The organism is Brucella anthropi, from assembly GCF_046630315.1.
In the GTDB taxonomy this organism is placed as follows: Bacteria; Pseudomonadota; Alphaproteobacteria; order Rhizobiales; family Rhizobiaceae; genus Brucella; species Brucella anthropi_A.
This window is the reverse complement of sequence record NZ_LQBD01000002.1, coordinates 104,020-129,784: the sequence shown is the minus strand read 5'-3', so window position 1 is coordinate 129,784 and position 25,765 is coordinate 104,020. Positions and strand designations below refer to the sequence as shown.

Below are 25,765 nucleotides of genomic sequence, written 5' to 3'. Positions count from 1 at the left end.
TCTTTGAAAATGTCAGTTGGAAAACAGTATATTCGCGGTGGTCTTGCCCTCATCATCGGCCTTGCAGGCGTTCTGATGGTGCTGTGGGCGTGGCAGTTGCCGCCTTTCAAACACAGCGTCGAGACGACCGACAACGCCTATGTCCGCGGCCAGGTGACGGTTATCAGCCCGCAGGTTGCCGGTTATGTCACCAAGGTCAATGTCAACGACTATCAGACGGTGAAACAGGGCGACCTCCTGTTCGAGATCGACAGCCGCAGCTATCGGCAGAAGCTCGATCAGGCGCTGGCCGCGCTCGACAGCAAGAAGGCAGCCCTTGCCAATTCGCAACAGAGCCAGCGTTCGGCGGAAGCGACAATCCAGTCGCGGCAGGCGCAGATTTCCGGCGCGAAGGCGGCATTAGAGGTGGCAAAAGCCAGCGCCAGGCGGGTCGAGGCCCTGCTGCCGCGCGGCGTGACAACGCAAAGTTCCGCCGACACCGCGCATGGCACCCTGCTTCAGGCCGAGGCCTCCGTCGCGGAAGCGCAGGCAGCGCTCGCCGTCGCCCAGCAGGACCTGCAATCCATCATCGTCAATCGTGACAGCCTCAATGCCGATATCGCCAATGCGGAAGCGACCGTCGAACTGGCGCGGATCGACCTGCAAAACACCCGCATCCTCGCCCCGCGCGACGGCACGCTGGGCGAAGTGGGCGTGCGGCTCGGTCAATATGTGACGGCGGGAACGCAGCTCGTCTCCCTCGTGCCGAAGACCAAATGGGTGATGGCGAATTTCAAGGAAACGCAACTCTACGGCATGAAGGTCGGCCAGCCGGTCACCTTCACCGTCGATGCGCTGCGTCATGCCGAGCTGACGGGGCATATCCAGGCCTTTGCGCCTGCCGCGGGTTCCGAATTCAGCGTCATCAAATCGGACAATGCGACCGGCAACTTCACCAAGATCACGCAGCGTCTTTCCGTTCGCATCGCCATCGATGAAGATCAGCCGGATGCGGCCCGCCTGGCGCCCGGCATGTCGGTCGTCGTCCGTGTCGACACCAATGCGGAACCGATAAAAAATTAGAACAGCCGCAGCTTGCGGGCATGGAAGGCCTCGGCGTAAGTCTCGGGCGCGCGGCATTCCATGCCGCGCAAGCGGGCAAGCCCGCGAAAGGTTTCCGCGTCGAACCAGTCCTTCGACCGCTGGGAACCAAAATGCTTCATCAACAGGTCGATCTTGCGATCCAGGATCGGAGCCGACAGCGCCGAATAGGCATTGGGCTGCCCCAGATCGCCATCCCATTTCGGAATTTCATATTCGAGGATCACCTGATCCCGAAACAGGTTCCATGTCAGTTCGTTGACCGTGCGGTGATCCTGATGGGCGTCGCCCCGGCGATGGGTGAAGACCATATCCGGCTGCCCTCGCCCGCGCTGCCCGATCAGCCATTGCTTGATGTCGCGGCCCTGCGCCGGAAAATAGCTGTCCTCGAAAGAGGCAAGATGGATATGGAAACTGTCCGCCCCGCGCAGGAAATCGCGGGCGGAAGCCTCGGCCTCGGCATGCCGTTTCTCGTTCCCCGACAGCACGCACCACTCCACATGCAGCGGCGTGCCGCTCTCGATCAGGCCCATAAGCGTGCCGCCGCAGCCGATCTCGATATCGTCGGAATGCGCGCCCAGACAAAGCAGTTGCAGCGGGCGGCTGTGACTTGCGAGCGAACGCAGATCGATCATAGCGCTATCGCGACATTGGTGGCCCGCCGTGCGGCCTGTTCCGCCTTGTGCCGCTTCCAGGGCATGTCGCCCTTCTCCACCATATCCTCGAGCGTCTGCCAGTCGCGCAGCGTATCCATGGAGCGCCAGAAGCCCTCATATTTATAGGCCATCAACTGGTTCTCTGCGATGAGGCGGCCAAACGGTTCCAGCACCAGTTCCTCGCCCTCGCGCATATAGTCGAAGATTTCCCTGCGGAAGAGGAAATAGCCGCCATTGATCCAGATATCCGACGTGTTCGAGGTGCGGAAAGCCCGCACGTCGCCGCCCTCGGCAATATCGGCAAGGTGATAGGTCAGCGGCGGACGAACGGCCAGAAAGCAGGCAATCTTGCCGCTGGCGCGAAAACGTTCCGTCATGTCGTCAAGATCGACATCGCTGAGCCCGTCGCTGTAATTGGCGAGGAACATCTCCTCATTCGCCACATGCGAGCGGGCGCTCCACAGCCTTTCACCGATATTGCGCCAGATGCCCGTATCGAGCAGCGTCACGCTCCAGTCGCGATCCACGTCCTCAAGCAGCCGCACATTGCGCCCGCCATCGGAAACCACACAGTCGGCAAAGGTCTGCGGGCGGATCGTCAGGAAGAAATCCTTCACGACATTGGCCTTGTAGCCCAGGCACAGGACGAAATCGTCGTGCCCGTAGTCGCTGTAATATTCCATGACATGATGCAGGATCGGCTGGTGGCCGAGCGGGATCATCGGCTTCGGGATAGTCTCCGAATACTCGCGGATTCTGGTTCCAAGACCGCCGCAGAACAGAACGACTTTCATGACTTACCGCTCCTCTGTGAGTAGTGCCGGATCGATCAGGGTGACATGCGGAATGGGAATGATGAATTTCGCGCCCCATTCCACCACGTGCTGCATCTGCCTTATGATCTCGTCCTTGAAGTTCCACGGCAGGATGAGAATGTAGTCGGGCCGGTATTTGTCGATGGCCGGCACATCATGGATCGGGATGTGCATGCCGGGCGTGAAGCGCCCGTGCTTATAGGGATTACGGTCGACGGTAAAATCCAGAAAATCCGTGCCGATGCCGCAATAGTTCAAAAGCGTGTTGCCCTTGCCGGGCGCACCGTAACCGCAGATGCGTTTGCCGGCATTCTTGGCGGCGATCAGGAAGGACAGGAGATCGCGCTTGGTGCGCCGGGTCTTTTCGGCAAACTGCTCATAGGTCAAAATCTCGTTGAGGCCGAAGCTTTCCTCGCGCTTCAAAAGGGCTGCGACGCGCGGCCCCGCCTTCCGCTTGCTGCTGTTATGCGCAAGATAGACCCGCAGCGACCCGCCATGGGTGGGCAATTCCTCCACGTCGATGATCTTGAGGTGATGGCGATGCGCCATGTAGCGGATCGTCAGCAGGGAGAAATACGAGAAATGCTCATGATAGATCGTGTCGAACTGGTTCTGCTCGATCAGATTGGCCAGATGCGGAAACTCCAGCGTAATCACGCCCTCCGGCTTCAACAACAATTGCAGGCCGCGCACAAAATCATTGAGATCAGGCACTTGCGCCAGAACATTGTTGCCGATCAGGAGGTCGGCCTTGCGGCCCGCACCGGCCAGTTCGGCGGCAAGCGTCGAGCCGAAGAAATCCACGCGCGTCGGCACGCCCTTGGCGATTGCCGTCTCCGCCACATTGGCCGCCGGTTCGATGCCGAGGATCGGGATGCCCTTCGGCAGGAAATGCTGCAACAGATAGCCGTCATTGCTGGCGATCTCGACCACGAAACTGTCTTCATTCAGCCCCAGCCGCCCGGCGATCATGTCGCAATAGGTCTTCGCATGGCTGACCCAGCTTGTGGCGAAAGAGGAGAAATAGGCATATTCGGTGAAGATTTCGGCAGGCGAGAAATACTCCTTCAGCTGCACCAGAAAACAATGATCGCAGACAAGCGCATAGAGCGGATAATAGGGCTCCATGCGGTCGAGGCGATCCGCCGTGATGAAGCTCTCGCAGGGCGGCGACATCCCAAGATCGACGAAAGTGTGCTTGAGTAGCTTACCGCACAGGCGACAGCCGGTCTGCTCTTGCGCCATGCTCGTGCTCCGCGAAATATCCGGCGTCTGGATGGTCATATGTCATTCCTCGCCCTCTATGGCCGGGCCTTTTGCAGGGTTGAACTCCGATCCGCGTCGGATGACCAAAGCTACCCAGCGGCCCGAACATTGCCGAGACTGTCATCAGGGGCGAGCCGTACATACGATCGGGCGCAACATTCACCGGATGGGCTATGCGGCGCAGATACCCGATCTTCGCCCAAGGGCGGCGATGGCGTAGACGCCTACCGCTTTCGGACAGGCTGGCCTCATGCGGAAGGCGTCTGCGATGCATCGAAGAAGGTTCTATCGCGCGGATGCCCTGCTGTCAGAATGCGCCTATACGCAACCGGGGCAAAAACATGCGTTTCACCGCACTCGATATCGCCGGCGCCTGGTCCATGGCGCCGGAAAGGCTGGAAGACGAGCGCGGCTGGTTCGCGCGGGTCTATTGCGAGGCCGCCTTTGCCGAGCGGCAGATGGAAACGCATTTTCCGCAGCACAGCCTGTCCTTCTCGCGTGAGGAGGGAACGTTGCGCGGCCTGCATTACCAGAACGAACCGCATTCGGAGACCAAGCTCGTCACCTGCCTTCAAGGCGTGATCTGGGACGTTCTGGTCGACCTTCGCCCGCATTCGCCGACCTATCGGCGCTGGACCGGCGTGGAGCTATCCGCTGAAAACGGCGTGCAACTCTATATCCCCGAAGGGTGCGCGCATGGCTTCCAGACCCTGACGCCGGATGTGCTCGTGCGCTACATGATCTCCAAGCCCTATGCGCCTGATTATGCGACAGGTTTGCGTCATGACGACCCGTCGCTTGGCATCACCTGGCCCGGAAGGCCGAGCGTCATTTCCGACAAGGATCGGACCTGGCCGCTTCTTTGAGCAATCCCGCCTCGCGGAGCCGGTCCGCCGCATCGGCAAGGGCTGCGAAAGGCAATTTCGCCCGCGCGGCCATATCGAGGATGGAATGCTCGCCATCCGCCAGATTGAGCACCCAGAGCAGCGCCATGGCGTTTTGCGCCGCGCTCCTGTCGCCGCCCATGCTTCCATAGAGGCCGTGCCGTCCAAGCTGCGGCTCTCCCTTGGGCGACGTATTCAGCGGATGCCAGTTTCGTTCAGCAATTTCAATGGTTTGCCAGACCATGTTGAACGACTGTTCGAGACAGTCCGGCTTGATGAAATCGAGATTGTCGGCCGATGTGTGATATTGCGGAAAAGTGCCGTAAAGGCTGCGCTGGAACAGGCCGACCGGCAGGTTGAATCCCGGCGAACAGAACTGGCGCTCGTCATAGCCATAGGGCCAGAAATCATGCACCGTTGCATCAGCGCACCCGGAAAGCACATGCGCCATGATGCGATCGATCTCAGCATCGCCGCGACGGCTGCGCTTGTAATTCGGCCCGCCGGCATCACCAACACAGGACAGCACCAGCCCATGCCGGACCTTCTCCAGATGCGCCTCGTTTTGTTGAAGCCATGCAAGCGCGCCGAAAGTCGCCGGGCCGAAAAGCAGCCGATAGGTCAGGCGCGTGCGCCGTGATTGCAGAACCGCGCCAAGGTGGGTCAACAGCGCCAGCCCGGAACAATTGTCATTGGCGAGCGAGGGGTGGCAAAGATGGGCCGACAAAATGAACGTCTCGTCGCTTTCGCCGGGTTGAATGAACTCACCGAAGGTCAGGAAACCGTCGCGACGCTCCGCATCGATCACGACGTCATAGTCGCCGTCCGGCATCGACAGAAATTCACGATGCGCCATGCAGAAGCCCCAGCCTTCCGCGTGATAGCAGGTGCGATAGGGAATGAGGTCCGGCTGATCGGGCAGCGTGTGGATATGCTCCTTCAGCGCACCGAGCGGCATTCTTGCCCGCACAGGCACACTGAAATTCACAACATGCAGATTGTGCCGGGCAAAATCGACGATGCGCCTGCCGTTATCATCCGTGATATAGGCTTCGCGGATGATCCATTCCTGCGGCGCTTTCCAGTCGTAAAGCGGCGTGCCGGTCGGGACCTGATGGACCGTGAGCGGCAGGCGCTCCCCGATGATGGCGAGCGTTTCGCGCACGCCGTCCCCGGCGAGACTGCGGCAGAGCGGATAAAGACGGGCAGCAAGATCGTAAATGGCCATCCCGCCTGATGACGGCGGCATGGCGGTTTCCACGTCCTTGCAGCCTGCCCCCCTATCCATCACGCCGTCGCCCGCAGCGGTTGCGGCTGTTCCTCGACACGCCGCAGATCGGCATCCAGCGCGCCTTCCGCAATCAGCTTGCGGATATGGGCGATGCGCTGGAAGCGCGGCCCCTCGAATTCCTCCAGCGTCAGCGTCGAGCGGCTATAGGCGGCAAGGAGTTCGCGCGCACCGGCAACGGCATCCCATTGCGGTTTGGCTTGCGGCAGCACCCGCGCCAGCTTTTCAAAACTGACGCGGTAGGAGCGCGTATCCGGCCCGGCATCATCCGCATAGTCGATGCGGCAATCGGGAACATTGTCGGCCACGATGCCCGCAATATCCCGGATGCGGTAATTGTGCTCCGTCGAGCCGACATTGAAGGCTTCGTTCCAGACTTTTTCGCGCGGGGCTTCCATGGCGGCCATGAAGGCGCGGGAAATATCGCGGATATGGACGATGGGGCGCCAGGGCGTACCATCCGACTTGAGATAGATGAGCCCTTTCGTCACCGCCCAGGCAACCAGATTGTTGAGCACGATATCGAAGCGCAGGAACGGCGAAACGCCATAAGCCGTGGCAGGCCGCAGATAGACGGGGCAGAAGCCTGCATCCGCCAATTCGCGAATGTCCTGCTCCGCCCGCACCTTGGAGCGGCCATAGGCCGTGACCGGCTTCAGTTCGCCGGTCTCATCGATCAGATCGGCATCGCTGATACCGTAATTGCTACAGGACGAAGCAAACAGAAAACGCCCGACACCGGCCTGTTTCGCGGCCTTCGCCATGGCGACGCTCGCCCGGTGATTGATGTCGTAGGTCAGTTCCTCATTGAGATTGCCCAGCGGATCATTGGAAAGCGCGGCAAGATGAATGACCGCATCGAACCCTTCCAGATCGCGCGGCGACACATCGCGCACATCCTTGCGGATGGTCGGCACAGTCGTGACCGCGCCGCCTTCTTCAAAATGACAATGTTCATAAAGGCCGATGTCATAGCCGGACACGTCATGCCCCGCATCGATGAGGACCGGCACCATGACCGACCCGATATAGCCCTGATTGCCCGTGACCAGTACTTTCATGTCCGACTCCTCGCACCGTGATAAACACATGTTAGCCAGCGAGAACGGGAGCCGCGACTTGACCGAAGGCATGCCCGGTTCGGACAAGCGTTTATGAAAGGCATGAAAGGGCGTATCGGCTACTCCTTTAGGATGGCGTGCAGGCGCGCCGCGCTGCCGATCAGCAAAAGCCGGTCGGTTCCGCCACCGGCATTTTGCGCCCGCTTCGGCTTGAAGGTCGCAATCGTTCCCTCGAACCGGGGCGCGCCCGCATCCGCAAATGTGCCGGAAACCGGATCGAACCAGACGGCCTTCCCGACAACATCCTTCCGCACCGCGAAACCATCCGCATCGCCATAGATCACCGACAGCGTGCCGTCCGGCAAAGATGCGGCATGGCTTTCCGGGTTCACGGCAATGCGTCCTTCGCGATCGGGAAGCAGTTGCGGCCATGGCAGCCTGTCGAAGAGCCGCTTCAACACCGTCATCGACCGCGCACCGGGACTGTCCAGCGCATCGCGCCAGGTGCCTTCATAGGCAAACAGGCCGGAACTGCCGAAATGCCAGACGGGATTATTGCCGAAAAACTGCCCGGCAGCGCCCGCAAGCAAGGCACCATAGGCATTTCGGCGGATGGTTTGCGGTGTCGTTCCCCGTTCCTTCTCGTAGAATGTTTCCAGCAGAATGACCGGCATGGCAGTTTCCGCCGTGCGCGCAATCATTCCGGCATGGATATCCTCGTAGCTGTAGAGCGTGTCGAAGGAGAACCAGCGCTCCTTGCCCCATATCCCGGCGGTATTCGTCTCGGGGCCGGGATGGACCGTCTTCAGCGAGGACGGACTGGCCTTCATGATCCCCTCGGCCATGCTGGAAACCAGCCTCTTGTCCGGCGTATTGAAATCCCCACCCAAGACCCAGACAATATTGGAATATTGCCGAAAGCGTTCGGCCACTCTCTCGCCGTAGAGGCGCATTTTTTCCGGCCCTGCGGCCTCGATATTCCGAAACCAGCCCTGATCGCCGCCGCTTACCCCGAGATAGGCGGGCGCCAGAAAGACGACGAAACCAAGTTGTTGCGCCCGACCGATCACCCAGGCGGCATGATCGAAATATTTCGGATTGAGTTCACCGAAGGCATCACCCCGGAAAGGCCTCTCGCCATAGGCATTGGCAGGCGGATGGCTGGAGAACCGATGTTCAATGAGATTGACCAGAATGGCATTGAAACCGCGCTTCCTTCGATCCTGCAAATAGATCTCGGCATCCTCGCGTTTCAGTTCGGCGATCAGCGACCAGGCAGTGTCGCCCTGCAACAAAAAAGGCTTGCCCGTTGCATCCTCGAATATGCGCCGGTCTTGCCCAATCCTGATCGCAAACAGGTCAGCCGCATGGGAGGCCCCTGCCGCCATCGACAGCAGGGTCGCGGCGATCAGGGCTGCGGCAAGGCGCTTCATCGCATCGTCGGCGGATAGGCCGGCGCTTCGTTGAAGCGGCGATAGACCACCTGCGAAGGTCGCCCCGTCAGATAGGACGTCACGCCGTCGTTCAGCGCCCGGACATAAATGTCGAGCGCACCGTCGATTGCATCCACCGTGCGCGCAATGTCGGTGTCGCTGTGGGTATAGCTCACCACTAGCGACGGCATCAGCACGCCGCGCCGGATCGTCTCCTGAAGCAACAGCGTGCGAAATGCCTGCGAGGGCTGGCCTTTCTCGTCGAGCGTGCCATAGGCAAGGCAGCATGGACGCCCGGACAGCCGAACATGGTTTTGCAGGCCATGGCCGGCAATCGCCGCATTCACGCCATCGGCCAGTTTGGCGCCCTGCTCATGGAGCCTTTCAATCACCGGCTCATCGCGATAGATCGTCATCGTGGCAATCGCCGCCGCCATGGCATGGGTTTCCGCGCCATGGGTGGTGGAAAGCAGGAACACGCGCGGATGGTCGGTCTGGGTCAGACCGCCAAGCTGCATATATTCCGCCTTGCCGGCGAGCGCCGAGATCGCAAAGCCGTTGCCCAGCGCCTTGCCGAAACAGGAAAGATCAGGCTCGATACCATAGAGCTTCTGCGCCCCGCGCATATGCCAGCGAAAGCCGGTAATCATCTCGTCCAGAATGAACAGGGCCCCGTTTTCATGGGCGATGCGCCTTGCTTCCTGCAAAAATCCATTCTGCGGCTCATCGGCGCGCGCGGGTTCGAGAATGATGGCCGCGACACGCCCCGGATAATCCTCGAACAGGGCTTCCACGCTCGCAATATCGTTATAACGGAACGTTGCCGTCAAAGCCGAAACCGATGCCGGAATGCCCGCATTCATCCTTGTCGTACCGATGAACCAGTCATCGGTGGAAAAGAACGGATGATCGGCGCAGCAGGCAACCATGTCGCGTCCCGTATAGGCGCGCGCAAGCCTTACCGCGCCGGAAGTCGCATCCGAACCATCCTTGCAGAACTTCACCATTTCCGCGCCGTCGATCAGCTCCAGAAAGCTTTCCGCGCATTCGACCTCGATGGCGCCGGGGCGCGTGAAATTGCATCCGTCCTGCAAGGCGTCGCGCACGGCGCGCACCACCGGCGGATAGGCATGGCCGAGGCCGACGGCGCGATTGCCCATGCCATATTCGATATATTCATGGCCGTCGACATCGAAGACATGCGAGCCGGAACCGCGCTGGATGAAGCCGGGGGCCAGAACCGGATATTGGTCGTCGCCCTTGGCATAGGTGTGACAGCCGCCCGGAATAAGCGCATGCGCCTTGGTGGCGAGCAATTGGGAATTGCGGAACTGCGATGTGAAAAGATTCATGCCCCTTCTCCTTTCTGTTCACGGGTCACGCTGCGGACAATCTCGTATGCAGGCGCTCGCGCATCTGGCGCAGCCAGTTCTTCACCGGCTTGGGCAGGCGGCTGCGCAGGCTGGAATGAAGCGCGTTCGGCATCGACCATTGCGAAAGCGCCAGCGGCGGCGCGATTGCGGGGCGGTTTTTCGCCAGATGGTCGAGCAGGCCCGCATAGGCCCGCCCGGCGGTATCATTGTCGAAAACCGTCGCGACCTTTTGCCGGGCGGCACCTGCCATGCCCGCCAGCAGGTCGCGGTCGCTTGCAAGCCGGCCGATATGACGCGCCGCCTGACGGAAATCGCCGACGGGAAACAAAAGCCCGTCCTCGCCATCGGTGACGATGGTGTCGGTCACACCGGCGATCTTCGACACGACCGCCGGGCATCCCTGGCTCATCGCCTCGATCAGCGTCAGGCCAAAGCCTTCAAAGCGCGACGGCATGAGCATGATGTCATGCTGGCTCACCAGCCAGGGCACATCGGAAGGCGCAACCCAGCCGCTGAAGCTGACCTTGTCGCCAAAGGGCGCAAGCCGATGGCGCAGCTCCGCCAGGTCGGGACCGTCGCCCGCGACCGTCAGACGATAGGGGCAATCGAGTTCGCGCAGTATATCCGGCAGCCAGAAAACACCCTTCGAATTGTCTTCCACACGCCCCAGATAAAGCAGCCGCAGCGGGCGGCGCGCATCCGGCCCAGCACCATCGCGCGACAGATATATGCCCCGGTTCAGCCCATGCGGAATGACCAGCGTGCGCGCCGCATCGAAACCATATTGCCGCACCAGATCGTCGTGGCAGCGCTTCGAGACGCCGACCGTGGCATGAACATGATCGCGGATCGCCCGTGCCGCCGCATAGGTGCCGGGCGTGATGTTGTGCACGATCATGATGCGCAGGATGTCGGCGGGCAGATAGCGCACCAGATTGGTTTCGAAGCGGTGCGAAAGGACATTGACGAAGACGGCGTCGAAACGGTTTTCCCGCAGGAAGGCGATCATTCGCCTGGCGCGGGTTTCCTCATCCAGCAGGCCGAGGCGGTCTATGGCATCGCCCTTGCGCAGCGCATCCTCAAGCCCCTGCCCCGCGGGCACGGCGATCGTATCACCGGCAGCACCGGCAGCAAGCCAGCGAAGCTCTACGCCCGACTGGCCAAGCGAGGAGCGCAGGCGGGTGAAGACCGAATAGGTGCCGCCAATGTGGGGACGGACGAAGTAAGCGCATTTCATGGCCGCAACCTGTCGTCAGAGGAACATTTCAAGGGAGACAAGACTTCGAGGGAACAACGCCCTCGAAGCCTTGTTCCGGTATATCGGGGGGCAATGGATATACCGCCTCGCAGTGTATCGAAATTGCCCTGCCGCGCATGACGGCCATGAGGGGTACACACCCTCCTACAATAGAGGATGGGTTTCACCCTTCTGCCAGTTTTCCCGCAGCCCCGTCTGGCCTTAGCCTCAAATGCGGCGGGTTCGAAATTCGCATCGCGCCGCAGCCGGAGAAACGCGCATGAGAATAGGACTTTTCGGGCAATTCGGTTCCGGCAATACCGGCAATGACGGTTCGCTGGAGGCCATGTTGCAGCTCTTGAAACGCAGCAACCCCGACGAACAGCCTGTCTGCATCTGCTCCCGGCCCGACATTGTTGCGCAGAAATTCGACCTTCCGGCCCATCCGGTCTCGCAACCCTATTCATCCAGCCCGCTGCTACGGGCAATCAACAGGGTGCTGCTGCATGTTCCGCGCCGGATCGCCGGTTTCTGCCACGCGCTTCTGCTTGTTTCGCAGCTTGATCTTCTTATCGTGCCCGGCACAGGCATATTGGACGATTTCAACGAGAACCCCTTTGGCTGGCCTTTCACGGTGCTGCGGTGGTCTGTTGCGGCCAGACTTGCCGGCACACGCATGATTTTTGTGTCGATCGGAGCCGGTCCCATCGATCATCCGTTGAGCAGGTTCTTCATGCGCCGGGCATCCATGCTGGCGGCAATCCGCACCTATCGGGACCAGATTTCCCATGACTTCATGAAACAGCTTGGCGTCGACCCCGTTCAGGATTTCGTCAGCGCGGACATCGCCTTCGCATTGCCGACGGCTGCCGATGAAAGCCGGACCCGTCCCGATCCATGCGTCGGCATCGGCGTGATGCTCTATCGCGGATGGAAAAAGAACGGAAAGGATGGCGATGCCATCTACAGGGATTACATCGCCAGGATGGCGGCGCTTGCAGGAAGACTGCTTGATGAAGAGCGAAACGTCCGGCTGCTGATCGGCGATATGTGCGACAGGCAGGCCGTGCAAGACATGCTGGCAGCGCTTCCCCCCGCGCAAGCGGACAAGGTGATGTTCGAGCCCTGCGCATCCCTGCACGACCTCATGCGGCAGATCGCGCAAACGGACATCGTTGTCGCCAGCCGCTACCATAATGTGGTCTGTGCCCTTGCCATGGGGCGCCCGGTGATTTCGCTGGCTTATGCCGCCAAGAACGATGCCTTGCTGTACGATGTAGGACTGGCGGCATTCTGCCACCGGATCGATCGTTTCGACCCCGAAACAGTCCTCTCCCAGATCCACCTTGCCTTCGAGCAACGCGCGGTATTGACCCGGCAAGTGGAAGCCGGCGTGGAGCGTTATCGCAGCCGGCTGGCGGCACAGGAAGAAATTCTGTGCGCCAATTTTCTCGAAACGGCCCGGAAAGCAGCCGATCCCGCAGTTCAGCCGCCGCGCAGGCTTCGCCAGGCCGACCGTTTCAGCAGATAGTCGAAAGGCGGCAAGACCGTCAGCAAAGGCTCCCGCTTCAGCGCGAACGCCATCAGCGGACCGGCGACTTTCGGCCTGCGCGCCAGATTTGTTATCGCGGACCAGTAGGCGCGTTTGGCCAGGCAATCCTGTGCCATGGCGAACCATCGGCGCCGGTGCGGCAGGCTCGCCCCCTCATGATCGAAAAAGGACCGGAAGCCGGCCTCGAATTCGCGGTTCCAGTTCAGGATGCCATTCACCGCCGCCGACTGGTTCCGGGGATGCGAGCGCGCAAAGGCCTGGATCTGGTCAGTCGAGGCGACAGCCCCGCGCATGGCGATGCGCAGCCACATTTCCAGATCGTCCGTGTGGGAAAGCGAGGCGCGGTAATATCCAGCCTGCTTCTGGATCGCAGTCCTCACAACCGCGCTCGGGCCGGCAACCGGATTGAATGCGTGCCGACAGGCAAATGCGATGAACTCCTCCCCCGACCGTATGCGCCACCGGCCGGATTCAGGCGGGGCGACGGTCGGCAAGGGGATCGTGTCGCCCGCCCTTATCTGGCCTGTCGCGCCATGCGCCAAATGCACGTCCGCATGTTGCGAAAGCACGCCTGCCGCCCTCTCCAACGCATCTGCGGCCAAAAGATCATCCGAACACAGGATCAGGAAATATTCGGAGTTGGCCCAGTCTATGCTTTCGTTGAACGAAGCATGGGGGCCCATATTCTTCCGGCGAAGCAGCAGTTCGACACGGCCATCGCTCGCCGCAAGGCTCTTCGCCACCTCGACGCTGTCATCGGTCGATGCATTGTCGATGATCAGCACGCGCACATGCACCCCGCGCTGCGACAAGACGCTCTCGACGCAGGCGCGCAGATAATGCCCGTAATTGTAATTGGGGATGGCGATATCGACAGTGTGCATGCGCATTCCCTCGCGGTGGCCGCTCATTCAGCCGGGGTTGAGGAGGTTAGCCCGTTGCGCCAGCGCCGGAAGATGCGGCGGTTGAACGCGCTCATGGTGGCAAATGTCATGACGATGTGGTTCAGCTCGCCTGCGAACGGATGCCGCGTGACGAAGACGGCGGCAACCCAGCTCACCGCGGCAAGAAACCCGATGCCGACGCCTTGAAGCGGCGGAAAATCGAATGAAAACCCGTTGGCCGCCAGCGCGGCGAATGGCAGGGCAAGGGTCAGCGCCGTCACAAGCCCGCTCTGCGCGAAGGCGCTGACAAGCGCGCGATGTGAAAAGGAAACATGTTTTTTCACATAGAGGATCGAAACGACCATCTGGAACGGCGAGGTGATGAACTGGCTGAGCGCAACCGCGAACAGGCCGTAGAAGGCCGCGACACACAATACGGGCGCCACGACCGAACGCGAAACCAGGCTGAACACGAAGGCATCCCGGTTGTGCCCCAGCGCCATCAACAGCGGATAGGTCAGCAGGACCGGACACCAGAACATGTTCGCCACGCAGGATATGGCGACGATGGGGACGGCTTCATGCCAGCCCTCGCCCAGAATGATGCGCACGGCCGGATAGGCGAGGAAGGCCAGCACCGCCTGCGCCGGCCAGTAGACCACGCTGATATAGGACAGCGCCCGGATATAGGACTGGCGGATGTCGACGCCTTCGCGCACCTGCGCCGAGAGCATGGGGAATGCGACGGCAAAGATCGCCGAGAGGATGACCCGGTCCGGCAATCCGCTGACGGTGCCTGCGCGATTATAGATGCCGACCTGCGAAATGGGCATGAACCGCCCCAATATGAGCTGCGGAAAGGTTTCGCTGATTTTGCCGAGGCTGGAATTCGCGCCAAGATAGATGCCGAAGCGCCAGGCCGCATCGATGCCGTCGAATGTCGGCCGCAGCAGGCGCCGCAACGGATGGATCGTGATGGCAAGCCCGGTCGTGACCGCGGCCGCCGCAAGCAGGCCGACCGCGAAGCAAAGATAGCCGAACCCCATATAAGCCGCGACGATCGTGGCCAGCGCGCCGACGCCCGAACCGGCGGTCCGGATACGGGCAAGCACGCCAAAGGCCATGTCGCGCCGCAACAGCGCGATGATCGGCATGGACAGGCTTTCGACAATGGCCGCGACAATCGTGATGTCGAGAAAGAAGCCGAGCATCGGATCGCGATAGGATGCGGCGAAGAAATCGCGCAGCCCATAAAGCCCCGCCGACAGCAGCAGCGTGACGCCCATCAGATAGGTCAGCGACGTCTGGAGATCCTTGTCCTCGACACGGTCGAGCTTGATGAGAAATTCGGCGCTGGCAAATTCCCGCAGCGAAAAGACGATGGCGGCAATGCCGAGGCCGATGACACCCATGCCCGTTTCGGCGGGGCCGAGGAAACGCGAGACAACCACGACCGTCAGGAAATTGAAGATCAGCCCGGCATATTGCTCCAATGCCGCCATGAGAATGCCCCTGCGACCGCCGCTCATGGCCTGCCCCCTGAACTGAGCCCGGATGTGGCCTGCAAATGTGATTTCACGATGCTTTACCCCCGGATCGTTCGGCCTGATCCAAGGATAGTCTTTTGCCGCGCGCGCGAAATGCCGCCCTTGGTGTTAGCACCTGACCTGAAAGGCGTATGCGGCACGCTCTAAAGCCAAGTCGTGGACGGCAGCGGCCATGGGTAAAAATTTCCGGAATTCGATCCTTTGCACGCGCCTTGGAGGAGACATGACCAGTCTTTCCTGGATTCCGCTTCTGGCCTTCGCCCTTGCCGTTGCCTTCTGCCTCGCTTTTCGCGGGCTGGCGCGCGAATGGTATCTCATCGATATTCCCGATGCGCGCAAGAGACATGACGGAAACGTTCCGCTCTGCGGCGGCATCGCCATTTTCCTCGCCTTTTCCGTGGCGGCACTTCCGGCATCCGGCCTTTCAGGCCATGCCAATGCGATTGCCCTGCTGCCGGGGCTGGTGCTGATCCTCGTCACCGGCGTTCTCGACGACCGTTTCAGCCTGGCCGTCGCGCCGCGTCTGGCGGCCCAGCTTGTTGCGGCTTTCCTCATCATCGCCATTGCCGGGCTGAACCGGCTTCATCTGGGACTTGCAGCCGACGGCATGGCGCCGGATATCCTGATCCCCGCCCTGACCGGGCCGCTTTTCCTGATGATCGCGCTTGCCTTCATTGTCGGCCTCGTCAACGCGGTCAATATGAGTGACGGCGTCGACGGGCTGGCGGGATCGGCAAGTGCCGCGGCCTTTTTCTGGCTTGCCGTGATCGGCTTCGGCCTTGGCGAACATCGCCTCGGGGTGCAGGCGCTTGCGCTCACCGCCGCCTGTCTCGGCTTTCTCGTCTTCAACATGCGCCATCGCTGGCGCGTAAAGGCCAGCCTTTTCCTGGGCGACGGCGGCAGCACCCTTCTGGGCGCGGCCCTTGCCGGATTTATCCTCATCCTCGCGGGCAATCATGCCGCCGCGGCCTTTCCCGTCCTGATCTGGATCGTCATCGTGCCCGTCATCGATACGCTGAGCCTGATCGTGCGCCGCATCTTTGCGCGCAGAAGCCCGTTCTCGCCGGACCGCCAGCATCTGCATCACCTGTTGATGGATGCGGGGCTTTCCTGCGGACAGACAGCCGTGGCGGTCATGGCGCTCAACTTCATGGCCGGAGCCATCGCCTGCCTTGCCGTCCGGCTCGGCATGGAAGCCTCAACCATGCTTCTCGCACTGGCGATCCCTGCCGCCGCACACACGCTTTTCGTGCTGCGCATGAGCCGGGGCGCTCGCCCGATCGTTGCCGCTTCCATGGGCGAGGCAAATCCCGCCACCAAACCCAACATCACCTATCCGGGGGCAACTTCATGAACGTTTCCGTACTCATCATGACCCTGAACGAAGAGGTCAACCTGCCTGCCTGTCTTGCCTCGCTGGACTGGTGCGACGACATCGTCATCCTCGATTCCTACAGCCACGACCGCACGGTCGAGATCGCGAAGGCGGCGGGCGCCCGTGTTTTCCAGCGCGCCTACGACACCGAAGACCGCCAGCGCATGTATGGCCTGACGGAAATCAAATTCCGGCATGACTGGGTCTACACGCCCGATGCGGACGAAATCACGCCGCCGGATCTGCGCGATGAAATGCTGGCGATCGCCGCCGATCCCACGCGGCCGGAAGTCTTCTTCAAGGCGCGCTACAAGAACATGTTCATGGGCCGCTGGATACGCCATGCGAGCCTTTATCCGACCTGGATCACGCGGCTCGTGCGGCCCGACCGGGTCCGGTTCGAACGCGCGGTGCATTCCCGCGCCAGCGGCGGGCCGGAGGGCGCCTTGCAGGCGCATTTCATCCATTACAGTTTCAACAAGGGCCTTGAAGCCTGGTACGACAAGCACAACCGCTACTCTTCCGCCGAGGCCGACCTGTCCGCCTTGCGCCTGCCGGAGCGCAGGATCGACTGGGGCGGCATTGTTTCAACCGTTCCGGAACGGCGGCGGCGGGCGTTGAAATCGCTCTCCTGTCACATGCCGTTCCGGCCCGCCCTGCGCTTCCTCTACATGTATCTCCTGCGCGGCGGTTTTCTCGACGGCAAGCCCGGCTATCTCTATTGCCGCCTGCTTGCCGCCTACGAGTTCATGATCGTCGTCAAGATGGAAGAGCAGCGCCAGCGCCAATCGGCGATGACGCCGCCGGTCAGACATGCACTTGAAACCGAAGCACCGGAACGGCGTATGGTATGATGCTGCTCATCATTGTGCCCTGCGCCGTCCTTTTCGGGCTTGCGGCGATGTTTTTCTCCGAGCCGGTCCTGACCCTGCCGGACGATGGCGGCAGGGCGGATGTGATTATCGTCCCCGGCGGCGACGGCCCGCCGCGCGCGGTACAGGCAGCCCGCCTCTGGAAGGAAGGCCGCTCGCCCGTGATCCTCGTCACCGGCGACGGCGACTGCCTCCATAACAAGCGGATCATGGTGCGCAATGGTGTGAAGCCCTCGGCGATCTTGGTGGAATGCCGGTCGGGCAGCACATGGCAGAATGCGCGCTTTTCCGCCCCCGTGATGCGTGAGATTCATGCCAGAAGCGCGCTGATCGTGACCAACTGGTATCATTCGCGCCGCGCCATTGCGAGCTTTCGCGCCGCCTGCCCGCAGATGCGTTTCATCTCGTCGCCCATCGGGGGCGATGGCGGACACCCCGGTTTTCCGGCCACCCCGGCCGACATGGAACTTGTCGCCAGGGAATATGTGAAACTCGGCTGGTATCTGCTTTCAGGCCGCATCGTCCCGCATGACCTTTCCGCGCGCGAACCGGCGCCTGATCCATCGGATATATGCGCCGCGGCGGGAGGCAACCGATGAACCTGCCGCTCACCTGGATTTTCGCCGGTTTCGTGCTCTGCCTTCTGGCAGGCGGTCTCCTCGCGCGGCCTGAGCGCATGTATCAGTTTCCGTTCCTTGCGGGCGTGATGACCTTCGGCTTTTTGCTGCCGCAGCTTCCTGCCCTCGTGCATGACCGGTTTCTGCCGTCGGGCGCCTATGCCAAGACGATGATCATGGGCATCCTGTCCCTTGCCATGCTGGTTCTCGGCTGGCGCATGGCCAGACGCCCGATCAAATTGCTCCGCATGAGCTTCAGCGAAACAAGGCTGTTATGGGCCGCAGCCGGCCTTTCGGTTTTCGGCGCAATATTCTACTTCCTCCTGAGCCGCCTTCCGGGCGATGTCTCCATCGGCATGCAGATGACCGGCATGCCGGTGGTCTATCTCTTCTTTGCCCAGCTCATGCCCTATGGCCTTGCCATTGCGCTTCTGTGTCTTGCACGACGGCCCTCATGGTTTGCGCTGGCGATCGTCCTGTTCGATCTGGTCTTCTATCTGGACCGTATTCTGGTGACGGGAAAACGCGCCGAGGCAATCCAGCTCCTCCTGATGATCCTGCTTGCCTTCTGGTTCTACCGCCGCATGGTCGTGCCGCGCATCATCATGTTCGCCGGCATTTTCGCAGGCACATTCCTGATGACGAGCATGGGCGATTACCGCCAGATCACGCGCGCGGCTTCCGGCTTCGTGCTCGACGACATCATCGAGATCGACTACGCCGCCAATTTCAATGAAACGCTGGAACGCGGCGGGCTGGAAATGCGCAATGCCGTGCTGCGCATCGACGAAATCGACCGGCGGCTGGAATTCGACTATGGCAAATTCCACTGGAACCGCATCGTGTTCACCTTCGTGCCTGCCCAGCTGGTCGGCGCCAGGATCAAGGACGCGCTGCGTCTTGCCACGCCGCAGCCGGGCCGCGACTACAATCCCCTCACCGGCACCACCGAGACGGGGCTTGTCGATGCCTTTGCGTCGTTCTGGTATTTCGGCGCGCTGAAATTCCTGCTGCTTGCCTGGGTCATGCGGCGGCTGTGGGAGACGGCCATGGCGGGCGAGATGCCGGGGCAGCTTGTCTATATGCTGTCGATCGTGCCCGCGATGCACGCCATCTCCCACCAGACCGACTGGGTCGTGACGGTGTGGCTGCACATGGCGATCTTCCTGATCCCGGTCCTCTCGGTCTGCCGTATCCGCAACCGCTCCGTCAACCTGCCCATGCCGCCGCAGCAAAGCGCCGTCATGCCCCGGTTTTCGTAAAGGAGAGCGCCATGCCCGTCGCCTCGCAGCACAATTCCCCGATCCCGATCAGCGGTCGCAAGGCCTCGTCATGCCCCATGGAAGGCGGCGCGACCTTCACATTCCGGCACCGCCTCCAGCGCCTGTGCTGGCAGGCAAGCTGGATGGTGCTGGCGGCATGGACGCCATCCTTCCTGTGGCGCTGGCGGGGCGCGGTGCTGCGCGCCTTCGGCGCGAAGCTGCACAGGACCGCCATCGTGCGCGGCAGCGCCCGCATCTGGTGGCCGGGCAACCTGACCATGGGGGAACATGCATCGCTGGGACCGGGCGCGCTTTGCTATAATGTAGCGCATGTGACGCTTGCGCCCTTCGCCATCGTTTCGCAGCGCGCGCATCTGTGCACGGCGGGGCACAATATCGATCAGGCGGAGTTTCCGCTCACGGCGGCGCCCATCCATATCGGGCCTTATGGCTGGGTTGCGGCAGAAGCCTTCGTGGGGCCGGGCGTCACCCTTGGCGAGGGCGCGGTTCTGGGCGCCCGCGGGGTTTCCTTCCGCGACATGGAGCCGTGGATGGTCTATGCGGGCAATCCGGCAAAGCCGGTGCGGCCACGACGAAAACCCTGATAGGCCGCAATCGTCTGGACCGCGATGCGCGGCCAGGTGTAATTGTCGCGCACCAGTCTGGCACCGGCTGCGCCCATGCGCGCCGCACGGTCCCGGTCTTCGAGAATCCGTTCAAGCGCCGAAGCCACGGCAATCGGATCGAGCGGACAGACCACACCCGCGCCCGCTTCCGCCACTTCCGGAAAATGGCAGGCATCGGTGATCGCCACCGGCACGCCGCAGGCAAGCGCCTCGGTTATGGCGACGCTGAACCCTTCCTGACGGCTTGGCAGGCAAAAGCAGGCGGAACGCTTCAGGGCGGCGATCTTGGCCGGACCGTAAAGCCCGCCTGTCATGTGAACACGCGCCTCCAGCCCATGGTTGCGAATGCGTTGAAGGAACGCTTGTTCCGCCCCGCCATCCGGGCCCGCGACCACCAGGTCCACATCGGGGAACAGGTGAGCGACGCGACGAAAGGCATCGGCCAGAATATCGAGCCCCTTCTTGTAATGAAGCCGCGACAGGAAAAGCACATAAGGCCGCCCCGGCAATCCGGGCACGGCAACCTCCCCCTCAAGCTCGGCCTCCCCCTCAACCTCATTAAGAAAAATGCCGTTCGGGATGATCATCGATGGCGGCTTCAGACCGAGAGGCCGCATGAGTTCGATTTCATCCGCATTGAGCGCCTGAATGAAGGCGGCGCCATCGAGCATCCGGCGAAAGCCCAGCATCATGGCGAACCTCTTCTTCCATGCGCTCTGCCGCATGCTCCAGACGTCGAGCATACCGCAACAGCAGATGCAGTAAGGCACGCAAAAGCGGCGGCAGAGCATGGAAGCCCGCAACAGGTTTGTCTCCCAGACGCCATGCAGATGCACAAAATCGGCGCAGCGCAACAGCGCCGCCATCGCTTTTGCGGCTTGCCCCCCGGACAGGGTTTCGCGCAGGCCGGGCATCGGCAGAAGCAAGGTGCGCACCTTGTCGAAACCGGGGATCGCCGCCGTCGCCCTGACGGCACGGCTCCTCACCTCATCGTCGCTGTAGCTCACAATCGTGACCTCATGGCCAAGCGAGGCCTGCGCCGCCGCAAGGCGCACAACGACGGCCTGCGGGCCGCCCTTGGCGGGGTCGTAGGAACCGATGACATGAACGATCTTCATCATGCGCCTGCCCTCGAATGCTGTGCCAGTGCCGCAACCAGCCGCTCGCCATAGCGTGAAACGGTGAAGTCGCTCGCCCGCTCGCGCGCGCTGTCGCTCATCCGGGCAAGTATTGCGGGATTTCCGGCGAACTGCCGCAAAATTTCGGCGGTTTCGCGCATATCGCGGATCGGGACGATGTAACCGTCAATGCCGTGCCGCACCACGCTGCCGGTGTTTTCCGTGCAGATAACCGGCAGGCCCGCAGCCAGTGCCTCATAAACCGCCGTGGCCGACCCTTCGCAAAGCGAAGGCAGCAGAAACACATCCGCCCATTCGAACTGCGCCCGCATTTCGCTGCGCGGTATCGGGCCGGTCAGCTCGACTGCGGCGGCGAGTTTCGCCTGCGCTTCCGGCTGCACATCGATCGGCCCCACCATGCGGAAATGCGCCTTGTCGCCCAGTTCCCGCGCCACCGCGCCGACATAGGGCGACCCCTTGCGCAGGCCGACCGCACCCACCGTCAAAACCCGCAGCCGGCCGGGCAGGCGCGGACAGGGATCGAGCGGAAAACGGGCATCCACGCCATAAGGCACCACGACGACTTTTTCAGGCGCGCAGCCCGCCTCGATCACATGGCGCGCCACGAAACCGGAGGGGCAGACCACGGCATCGGCGATCTGCCATTCCGCCTGCTCGCGCGCGGCAAAAACATCGGCGTGGACATCATTTGCAACCGGAAGCTGCCAGCCCGGATTAAGCACCTCTTCCTCGCAGGCCAGCTGATCGACAACGGTGCGCGGCGCGATCATCTGCTCCACCGCCGTCCACAATCCCTGTCGCTTTGCCGCCGTCAGCAATTCCAGCGCCTCACCGCTGAAGGCATAGACCCCGCTTGCGCCGTGAAAGCCGCTTGTCGCCACCAGCCTGCCGAATGTTTCACCCGCCCATAGGGCATTGGCGGTGGATTTCGGCCCGGTCTGGCTGGCAAGCCGGCGCACCGCCGAATGCAGGCCGAAGCCCGGAAAAGTGGTCATCCGCTCTTGCGGGATGCCCTGCGGCGCACGCCCCGCCAGCCGCCGCACCGAGGCGGGCAGCATCGACGGCGGCAGTCCGTTCAACAGGCGCGGCCACCCCTGAAGCGCGCATATGTCGGTATAAAAATGCGCAAGCCTTTCGCAGGCTTGGAAAATGCGCGGAACCGCATAATGCATCCGCGCGCCAAGCTGGCTGACGACAACCGGCCCATCCATCATAGTTCCCTCGGCTGGAACTGCCGGTCGAGAACCGGCATGGCAGAGGGCGCCACCTTTTCCTCAAGCCGCGCGACGGCGGATTGCCAGACGGCCGCGCCATATTCCCGGCAATAGGCCGTTTCCATCAGGTATCGCGCATTGTTGCCCATCGACATGCGGCCGACGGGCGAATGGCGCAGATGAAGGATCGCATCGACCAGCGCATCGACATCGCCTGGCCGGAGCGCCACGCCGCACTGGAAATCACGGACGATGGTGCCGATTTCACCATCCGGATCGCCGATGAAAATGGTCGGGCGGGCGGCGGCAAGCACGCCGTAGAACTTGCTGGGCACGATACAATGTTCAAGCTCCGGCTTCAGCGAGACCAGATGCACATTGGCGGCGCCAAGGCTTTCGGACAGCGCCTCCACCGGCTGGAATGGTTTCATCAGCACATTGGTCAGGCCGCGCCGTTTGACCTCGCTTTCGACAAAGCCGCGCTGCTGCCCCTCGCCTATCATCAAAAAGACGATGCTCTTCCTGTTCTTGAGCCGTTCGGCAGCGTCGAGAACCGTCCCGAACTCATGCGCGCGCCCGAAATTGCCCGAATAGCCGATGACGAATTTGCGCCCCAGCCCCCATGCCCGGCGCAAGGGATTTCGCGCCGGCTCCAGCGGAACGATCTCATTGCGGTCGGCCCAGTGGTGAACCACGCTCAGGCTTTCCGCCGGAATGTCCCTTGTCGAGAGATAATGCGCCATGCGCTCTATCGGGCAAATGGTCAGCGCCGACTGGCGCATCGACCAGTTGCGCAGGATCAGGGCGAGCTTGCCGGAAATGGTGTCGGACCGGATGAGACCGAGTTCCATCGCCGTTTCAGGAAAAAGGTCCATCACCCAGTTGACCAGCCTTGCCCGGCGCAGCCGCACCGGAAGTGCAGCCGAAACCGACAGAAGCGGCGGATCGGTGCAGACGACGCACACATCGTCCTTCTTGGCATGGGCCGCGAACCAGGCCGCAGCGGACAGATGGAAGGTCGCATAATCGACCGCGCGCCCGACAAGCCTGCCGCGACCGAAGCCCGAGGTCCACAGGCGATGCACATCGATACCGTCGATCGTTTCGCGCGCGGGGAGCGCGTCCTTTCGCCTGTCGTGGTAGCTGCGGCTTGCCAGCACCGTTGTTTCAATGCCTTCGCGCGCAAGCGTCTGGGCGAGGCTCGTCACCATGCGGCTCGTCGCCGACTGGTCCGGGTAGAAGTAACGATTGGCCAGCACCACACGCATGATCTTGCTTCCCATTGTTCGATCCCGTTCAAACCGAGCATCGCAACAGCACGGCAGATGCCGCAAGGAACACAAAGGCATGGCCTGCACCGACAGCGGGCGGACTGCCTACCTCTTTGGGTGCAGCCGGCCATGCCGGACGCGGTTTCCGGCTCATCCGAAGAGGGAGGCTGCGGCCCGCAATTGCCGTTTTGGAGCAGTTCTGCCCGCTGGGGAAATCGCTAACATGGTTCCATCGCATTTCGGATCGGAGGCAGGGTCTTGCAGGACAAAACAGCTCTCATCGTCGGCGTTACCGGACAGGACGGCGCTTATCTGAGCGAACTCCTGCTCAGGAAAGGCTATCGCGTCCATGGCCTGAAACGGCGCTCGTCGTCGTTCAACACGGCCCGCATCGATCATCTCTATCAGGACCCGCATGAGGAGGATATTCGCTTCCGCCTGCATTTCGGCGACCTGACGGATGCCACCAATCTGTGCCGCGTCATTCAGGAAGTGCGGCCCGACGAGATCTACAATCTCGGCGCGCAGAGCCACGTGCAGGTGAGTTTCGAAACGCCGGAATATACCGCCAATGCCGATGCGCTCGGCACGCTGCGGCTGCTTGAATCCATGCGCATTCTGGGGCTGGGCCAGACATGCCGCTTCTACCAGGCTTCCACATCGGAACTCTTCGGCAACAGCTCGCCCCATGCGCAGAACGAACAGACGCCGTTCGCCCCGCGCAGTCCCTATGCGACGGCGAAGCTCTATGCCTATTGGACGACGGTGAATTACCGCGACGCCTATGGCTTCCACGCCTCCAACGGCATCCTGTTCAACCACGAAAGCCCGCTTCGCGGCGAAACCTTCGTCACCCGCAAGATCACGCGCGCCGTCGCGGCCATCGAACGCGGTCTTCAGGACAGGCTCCGGCTCGGCAATCTCGATGCCCGCCGCGACTGGGGCCATGCCCGCGACTATGTCGAGGGCATGTGGCGCATCCTCCAGGAAGACGCCCCCGACGATTACGTTCTGGCGACCGGCGAAACGCACACCGTGCGCGAATTTGTCGAACGCGCCTTCAAGGCGGTCGACAGGGAGATCGAATGGCAGGGCGACGGCGTGGAAGAGATCGGCCGCGACCGCAAATCCGGCCATTGCCTGATCGAGATCGACCCGCGCTATTTCCGCCCGAACGAGGTGGACTTCCTGCTGGGCGACGCCTCCAAGGCGAAAGACCGCCTCGGCTGGCAGCACACGACCGGCTTCGACACTCTCGTCGCTGAAATGGTCGACTGGGATCTGCGCAACATCATGCGGGAGGTTGGACGCAATGACTTCTACGGCTGAAATCACACCCACCCCTCTCTATTCGCTTGAAGGCAAGAAGGTGTTCATTGCCGGGCATACAGGCATGGTCGGTTCGGCCATCCTGCGCCGCCTGCAAGGCACGGATTGCGACATCATCACCGCAGCGCACAGCGCCCTCGACCTGACCCGGCAGGGCCCGACGGAAAATTTCATCAGCGGACGCAGGCCCGATGTCATTATCGTCGCCGCCGCCCGCGTCGGCGGCATTCTGGCCAATTCGGAGTATCCGGCGGATTTTCTCTATGACAATCTCGCCATCGGCATGAACCTCATCCACGCCGCACGCCAAACCGGCGTCGAGCGCCTGCTATGGCTCGGCTCAAGCTGCATCTATCCGCGTGAGGCAGCACAGCCGCTCACCGAGGATGCGCTTCTGACCGGCCCGCTGGAGCCGACCAACGAAGCCTATGCCATCGCCAAGATCGCCGCGCTGAAATATGCGCAGGCCTGCGCGCGGCAATATGGCAACCATTTCATGACCGCGATGCCGACCAATCTTTACGGCCCGAACGACAATTTCGATCCCGCAAGCTCGCATGTGCTCCCCGCCATGATCCGGAAGATACACGATGCAAAGATGCGCGGGATCGACCATGTGACGCTCTGGGGCAGCGGCAAGCCGTTGCGGGAATTCCTGCATGTGGACGACCTTGCCGATGCCTGCCTGCACATGCTGCGCTTCCATGACGGCATCGAGCCGGTGAATATCGGGACGGGCGACGAGATTTCGATCCGGGATCTGGCGCAGATGGTTGCCCGCGTCGTGGGCTATGAAGGCCGCTTCGAACACGATCTCGGCAAACCGGACGGCACGCCGCGCAAGCTTCTCGACACGTCGAAGATGCGGGCGCTTGGCTGGAAGCCGCGCATCCGTCTGGAGGACGGCCTGCGTCAAGTCTATCGCGATTGGTTGCAGGAAGCCGCCGATCCCGTCGCCGCCAATCCCGTAGCCGCTTGAAAAGC

The 25,765-nt window shown here is 61.8% G+C and carries 23 protein-coding genes; 10 read left to right on the top strand and 13 right to left on the bottom strand.

Annotated elements, in window-relative coordinates:
* Window positions 1-9 precede the first annotated feature (9 nt).
* Complete coding sequence (locus tag AVM02_RS02315; RefSeq protein ID WP_411505406.1) at window positions 10-1,062, top strand: HlyD family secretion protein; 1,053 nt, start codon at window positions 10-12, stop codon at window positions 1,060-1,062.
* On the opposite strand, the gene AVM02_RS02310 is transcribed toward AVM02_RS02315, so the two are convergent.
* Genes AVM02_RS02310 through AVM02_RS02300 form a run of 3 tightly spaced genes read right to left on the bottom strand, consistent with a single transcriptional unit; the run spans window position 1,059 to window position 3,835 of the window.
* Entirely contained in the window at window positions 1,059-1,715 is a 657-nt protein-coding gene (locus AVM02_RS02310; protein ID WP_411505405.1) for a PIG-L deacetylase family protein, read from the bottom strand. The two genes, AVM02_RS02315 and AVM02_RS02310, sit on opposite strands and share 4 nt — an antisense overlap.
* A complete protein-coding gene (locus AVM02_RS02305) occupies window positions 1,712-2,530 on the bottom strand; it encodes a sugar phosphate nucleotidyltransferase (protein WP_411505404.1) in 819 nt (272 codons plus the stop codon). The genes AVM02_RS02310 and AVM02_RS02305 overlap by 4 nt, the downstream gene beginning before the upstream one ends.
* A gap of 3 nt (window positions 2,531-2,533) precedes the next feature.
* Window positions 2,534-3,835: a methyltransferase domain-containing protein gene (locus AVM02_RS02300; RefSeq protein ID WP_411505403.1), complete on the bottom strand. Its 1,302-nt coding sequence runs from the start codon at window positions 3,833-3,835 to the stop codon at window positions 2,534-2,536.
* Between the two features lie 323 nt (window positions 3,836-4,158).
* Here AVM02_RS02300 and rfbC point away from each other — a divergent pair, with 323 nt between their 5' ends.
* Window positions 4,159-4,683 (top strand): dTDP-4-dehydrorhamnose 3,5-epimerase, encoded by a 525-nt coding sequence (gene rfbC, locus AVM02_RS02295; protein ID WP_411505402.1) that lies wholly within the window; start codon window positions 4,159-4,161, stop codon window positions 4,681-4,683.
* Here rfbC and AVM02_RS02290 read toward each other — a convergent pair.
* The 5 genes from AVM02_RS02290 to AVM02_RS02270 form a co-directional block, all read right to left on the bottom strand.
* Complete coding sequence (locus AVM02_RS02290) at window positions 4,646-5,989, bottom strand: DUF4910 domain-containing protein (RefSeq protein ID WP_411505401.1); 1,344 nt, start codon at window positions 5,987-5,989, stop codon at window positions 4,646-4,648. The two genes, rfbC and AVM02_RS02290, sit on opposite strands and share 38 nt — an antisense overlap.
* Window positions 5,989-7,050, bottom strand: coding sequence for an NAD-dependent epimerase/dehydratase family protein (locus tag AVM02_RS02285; protein ID WP_411505400.1), 1,062 nt, complete (start codon window positions 7,048-7,050; stop codon window positions 5,989-5,991). The genes AVM02_RS02290 and AVM02_RS02285 overlap by 1 nt, the downstream gene beginning before the upstream one ends.
* A gap of 119 nt (window positions 7,051-7,169) precedes the next feature.
* A complete protein-coding gene (locus tag AVM02_RS02280) occupies window positions 7,170-8,483 on the bottom strand; it encodes a DUF4038 domain-containing protein (RefSeq protein WP_411505399.1) in 1,314 nt (437 codons plus the stop codon).
* Window positions 8,480-9,835 carry a glutamate-1-semialdehyde 2,1-aminomutase gene (locus AVM02_RS02275; protein ID WP_411505398.1) on the bottom strand — a complete coding sequence of 452 codons (1,356 nt, stop codon included), beginning with the start codon at window positions 9,833-9,835 and terminating at the stop codon, window positions 8,480-8,482. Before AVM02_RS02275 ends, AVM02_RS02280 begins: the two co-directional genes overlap by 4 nt.
* 25 nt (window positions 9,836-9,860) lie before the next feature.
* Window positions 9,861-11,093: a glycosyltransferase family 4 protein gene (locus tag AVM02_RS02270; protein ID WP_411505397.1), complete on the bottom strand. Its 1,233-nt coding sequence runs from the start codon at window positions 11,091-11,093 to the stop codon at window positions 9,861-9,863.
* Window positions 11,094-11,373: 280 nt separating this feature from the next.
* Here AVM02_RS02270 and AVM02_RS02265 point away from each other — a divergent pair, with 280 nt between their 5' ends.
* Window positions 11,374-12,624: a polysaccharide pyruvyl transferase family protein gene (locus AVM02_RS02265; RefSeq protein WP_411505396.1), complete on the top strand. Its 1,251-nt coding sequence runs from the start codon at window positions 11,374-11,376 to the stop codon at window positions 12,622-12,624.
* Here AVM02_RS02265 and AVM02_RS02260 read toward each other — a convergent pair.
* Both AVM02_RS02260 and AVM02_RS02255 read right to left on the bottom strand, forming a co-directional pair.
* The gene (locus AVM02_RS02260) at window positions 12,579-13,529 is read right to left on the bottom strand and encodes a glycosyltransferase family 2 protein (protein ID WP_411505395.1); all 951 of its coding nucleotides are present in this window, start codon (window positions 13,527-13,529) and stop codon (window positions 12,579-12,581) included. The two genes, AVM02_RS02265 and AVM02_RS02260, sit on opposite strands and share 46 nt — an antisense overlap.
* 23 nt (window positions 13,530-13,552) lie before the next feature.
* Entirely contained in the window at window positions 13,553-15,058 is a 1,506-nt protein-coding gene (locus tag AVM02_RS02255) for an oligosaccharide flippase family protein (protein WP_411505394.1), read from the bottom strand.
* A 241-nt stretch (window positions 15,059-15,299) separates the two neighbouring features.
* On the opposite strand from AVM02_RS02255, the gene AVM02_RS02250 reads away from it, so the two are divergent.
* Genes AVM02_RS02250 through AVM02_RS02230 form a run of 5 tightly spaced genes read left to right on the top strand, consistent with a single transcriptional unit; the run spans window position 15,300 to window position 19,807 of the window.
* Entirely contained in the window at window positions 15,300-16,430 is a 1,131-nt protein-coding gene (locus AVM02_RS02250; RefSeq protein WP_411505393.1) for an MraY family glycosyltransferase, read from the top strand.
* Window positions 16,427-17,305: a glycosyltransferase family 2 protein gene (locus AVM02_RS02245; protein ID WP_411505392.1), complete on the top strand. Its 879-nt coding sequence runs from the start codon at window positions 16,427-16,429 to the stop codon at window positions 17,303-17,305. The genes AVM02_RS02250 and AVM02_RS02245 overlap by 4 nt, the downstream gene beginning before the upstream one ends.
* Window positions 17,305-17,922 (top strand): YdcF family protein, encoded by a 618-nt coding sequence (locus AVM02_RS02240; protein WP_411505451.1) that lies wholly within the window; start codon window positions 17,305-17,307, stop codon window positions 17,920-17,922. The genes AVM02_RS02245 and AVM02_RS02240 overlap by 1 nt, the downstream gene beginning before the upstream one ends.
* Window positions 17,919-19,202, top strand: a complete 1,284-nt coding sequence (locus tag AVM02_RS02235; RefSeq protein ID WP_411505391.1) for a hypothetical protein — start codon at window positions 17,919-17,921, stop codon at window positions 19,200-19,202. Before AVM02_RS02240 ends, AVM02_RS02235 begins: the two co-directional genes overlap by 4 nt.
* Window positions 19,203-19,213: 11 nt before the next feature.
* Window positions 19,214-19,807 carry a putative colanic acid biosynthesis acetyltransferase gene (locus tag AVM02_RS02230; protein WP_411505390.1) on the top strand — a complete coding sequence of 198 codons (594 nt, stop codon included), beginning with the start codon at window positions 19,214-19,216 and terminating at the stop codon, window positions 19,805-19,807.
* Here AVM02_RS02230 and AVM02_RS02225 read toward each other — a convergent pair.
* From AVM02_RS02225 to AVM02_RS02215, 3 genes are read right to left on the bottom strand one after another with little or no spacing between them, the layout of a single operon-like run.
* On the bottom strand, window positions 19,759-20,946 hold the full coding sequence (locus tag AVM02_RS02225) for a glycosyltransferase (RefSeq protein WP_411505450.1): 1,188 nt from the start codon (window positions 20,944-20,946) through the stop codon (window positions 19,759-19,761). The genes AVM02_RS02230 and AVM02_RS02225 overlap by 49 nt on opposite strands.
* Entirely contained in the window at window positions 20,946-22,178 is a 1,233-nt protein-coding gene (locus AVM02_RS02220) for a glycosyltransferase family 4 protein (protein WP_411505449.1), read from the bottom strand. The genes AVM02_RS02225 and AVM02_RS02220 overlap by 1 nt, the downstream gene beginning before the upstream one ends.
* Window positions 22,178-23,449, bottom strand: a complete 1,272-nt coding sequence (locus AVM02_RS02215) for a glycosyltransferase family 4 protein (RefSeq protein WP_411505448.1) — start codon at window positions 23,447-23,449, stop codon at window positions 22,178-22,180. The genes AVM02_RS02220 and AVM02_RS02215 overlap by 1 nt, the downstream gene beginning before the upstream one ends.
* A gap of 261 nt (window positions 23,450-23,710) precedes the next feature.
* On the opposite strand from AVM02_RS02215, the gene gmd reads away from it, so the two are divergent.
* Together gmd and AVM02_RS02205 are read left to right on the top strand one after the other, a co-directional pair.
* The gene (gene gmd / locus AVM02_RS02210) at window positions 23,711-24,781 is read left to right on the top strand and encodes a GDP-mannose 4,6-dehydratase (protein WP_411505389.1); all 1,071 of its coding nucleotides are present in this window, start codon (window positions 23,711-23,713) and stop codon (window positions 24,779-24,781) included.
* Complete coding sequence (locus AVM02_RS02205) at window positions 24,765-25,760, top strand: GDP-L-fucose synthase family protein (RefSeq protein WP_411505388.1); 996 nt, start codon at window positions 24,765-24,767, stop codon at window positions 25,758-25,760. The genes gmd and AVM02_RS02205 overlap by 17 nt, the downstream gene beginning before the upstream one ends.
* The last annotated feature ends 5 nt before the right edge of the window (window positions 25,761-25,765 follow it).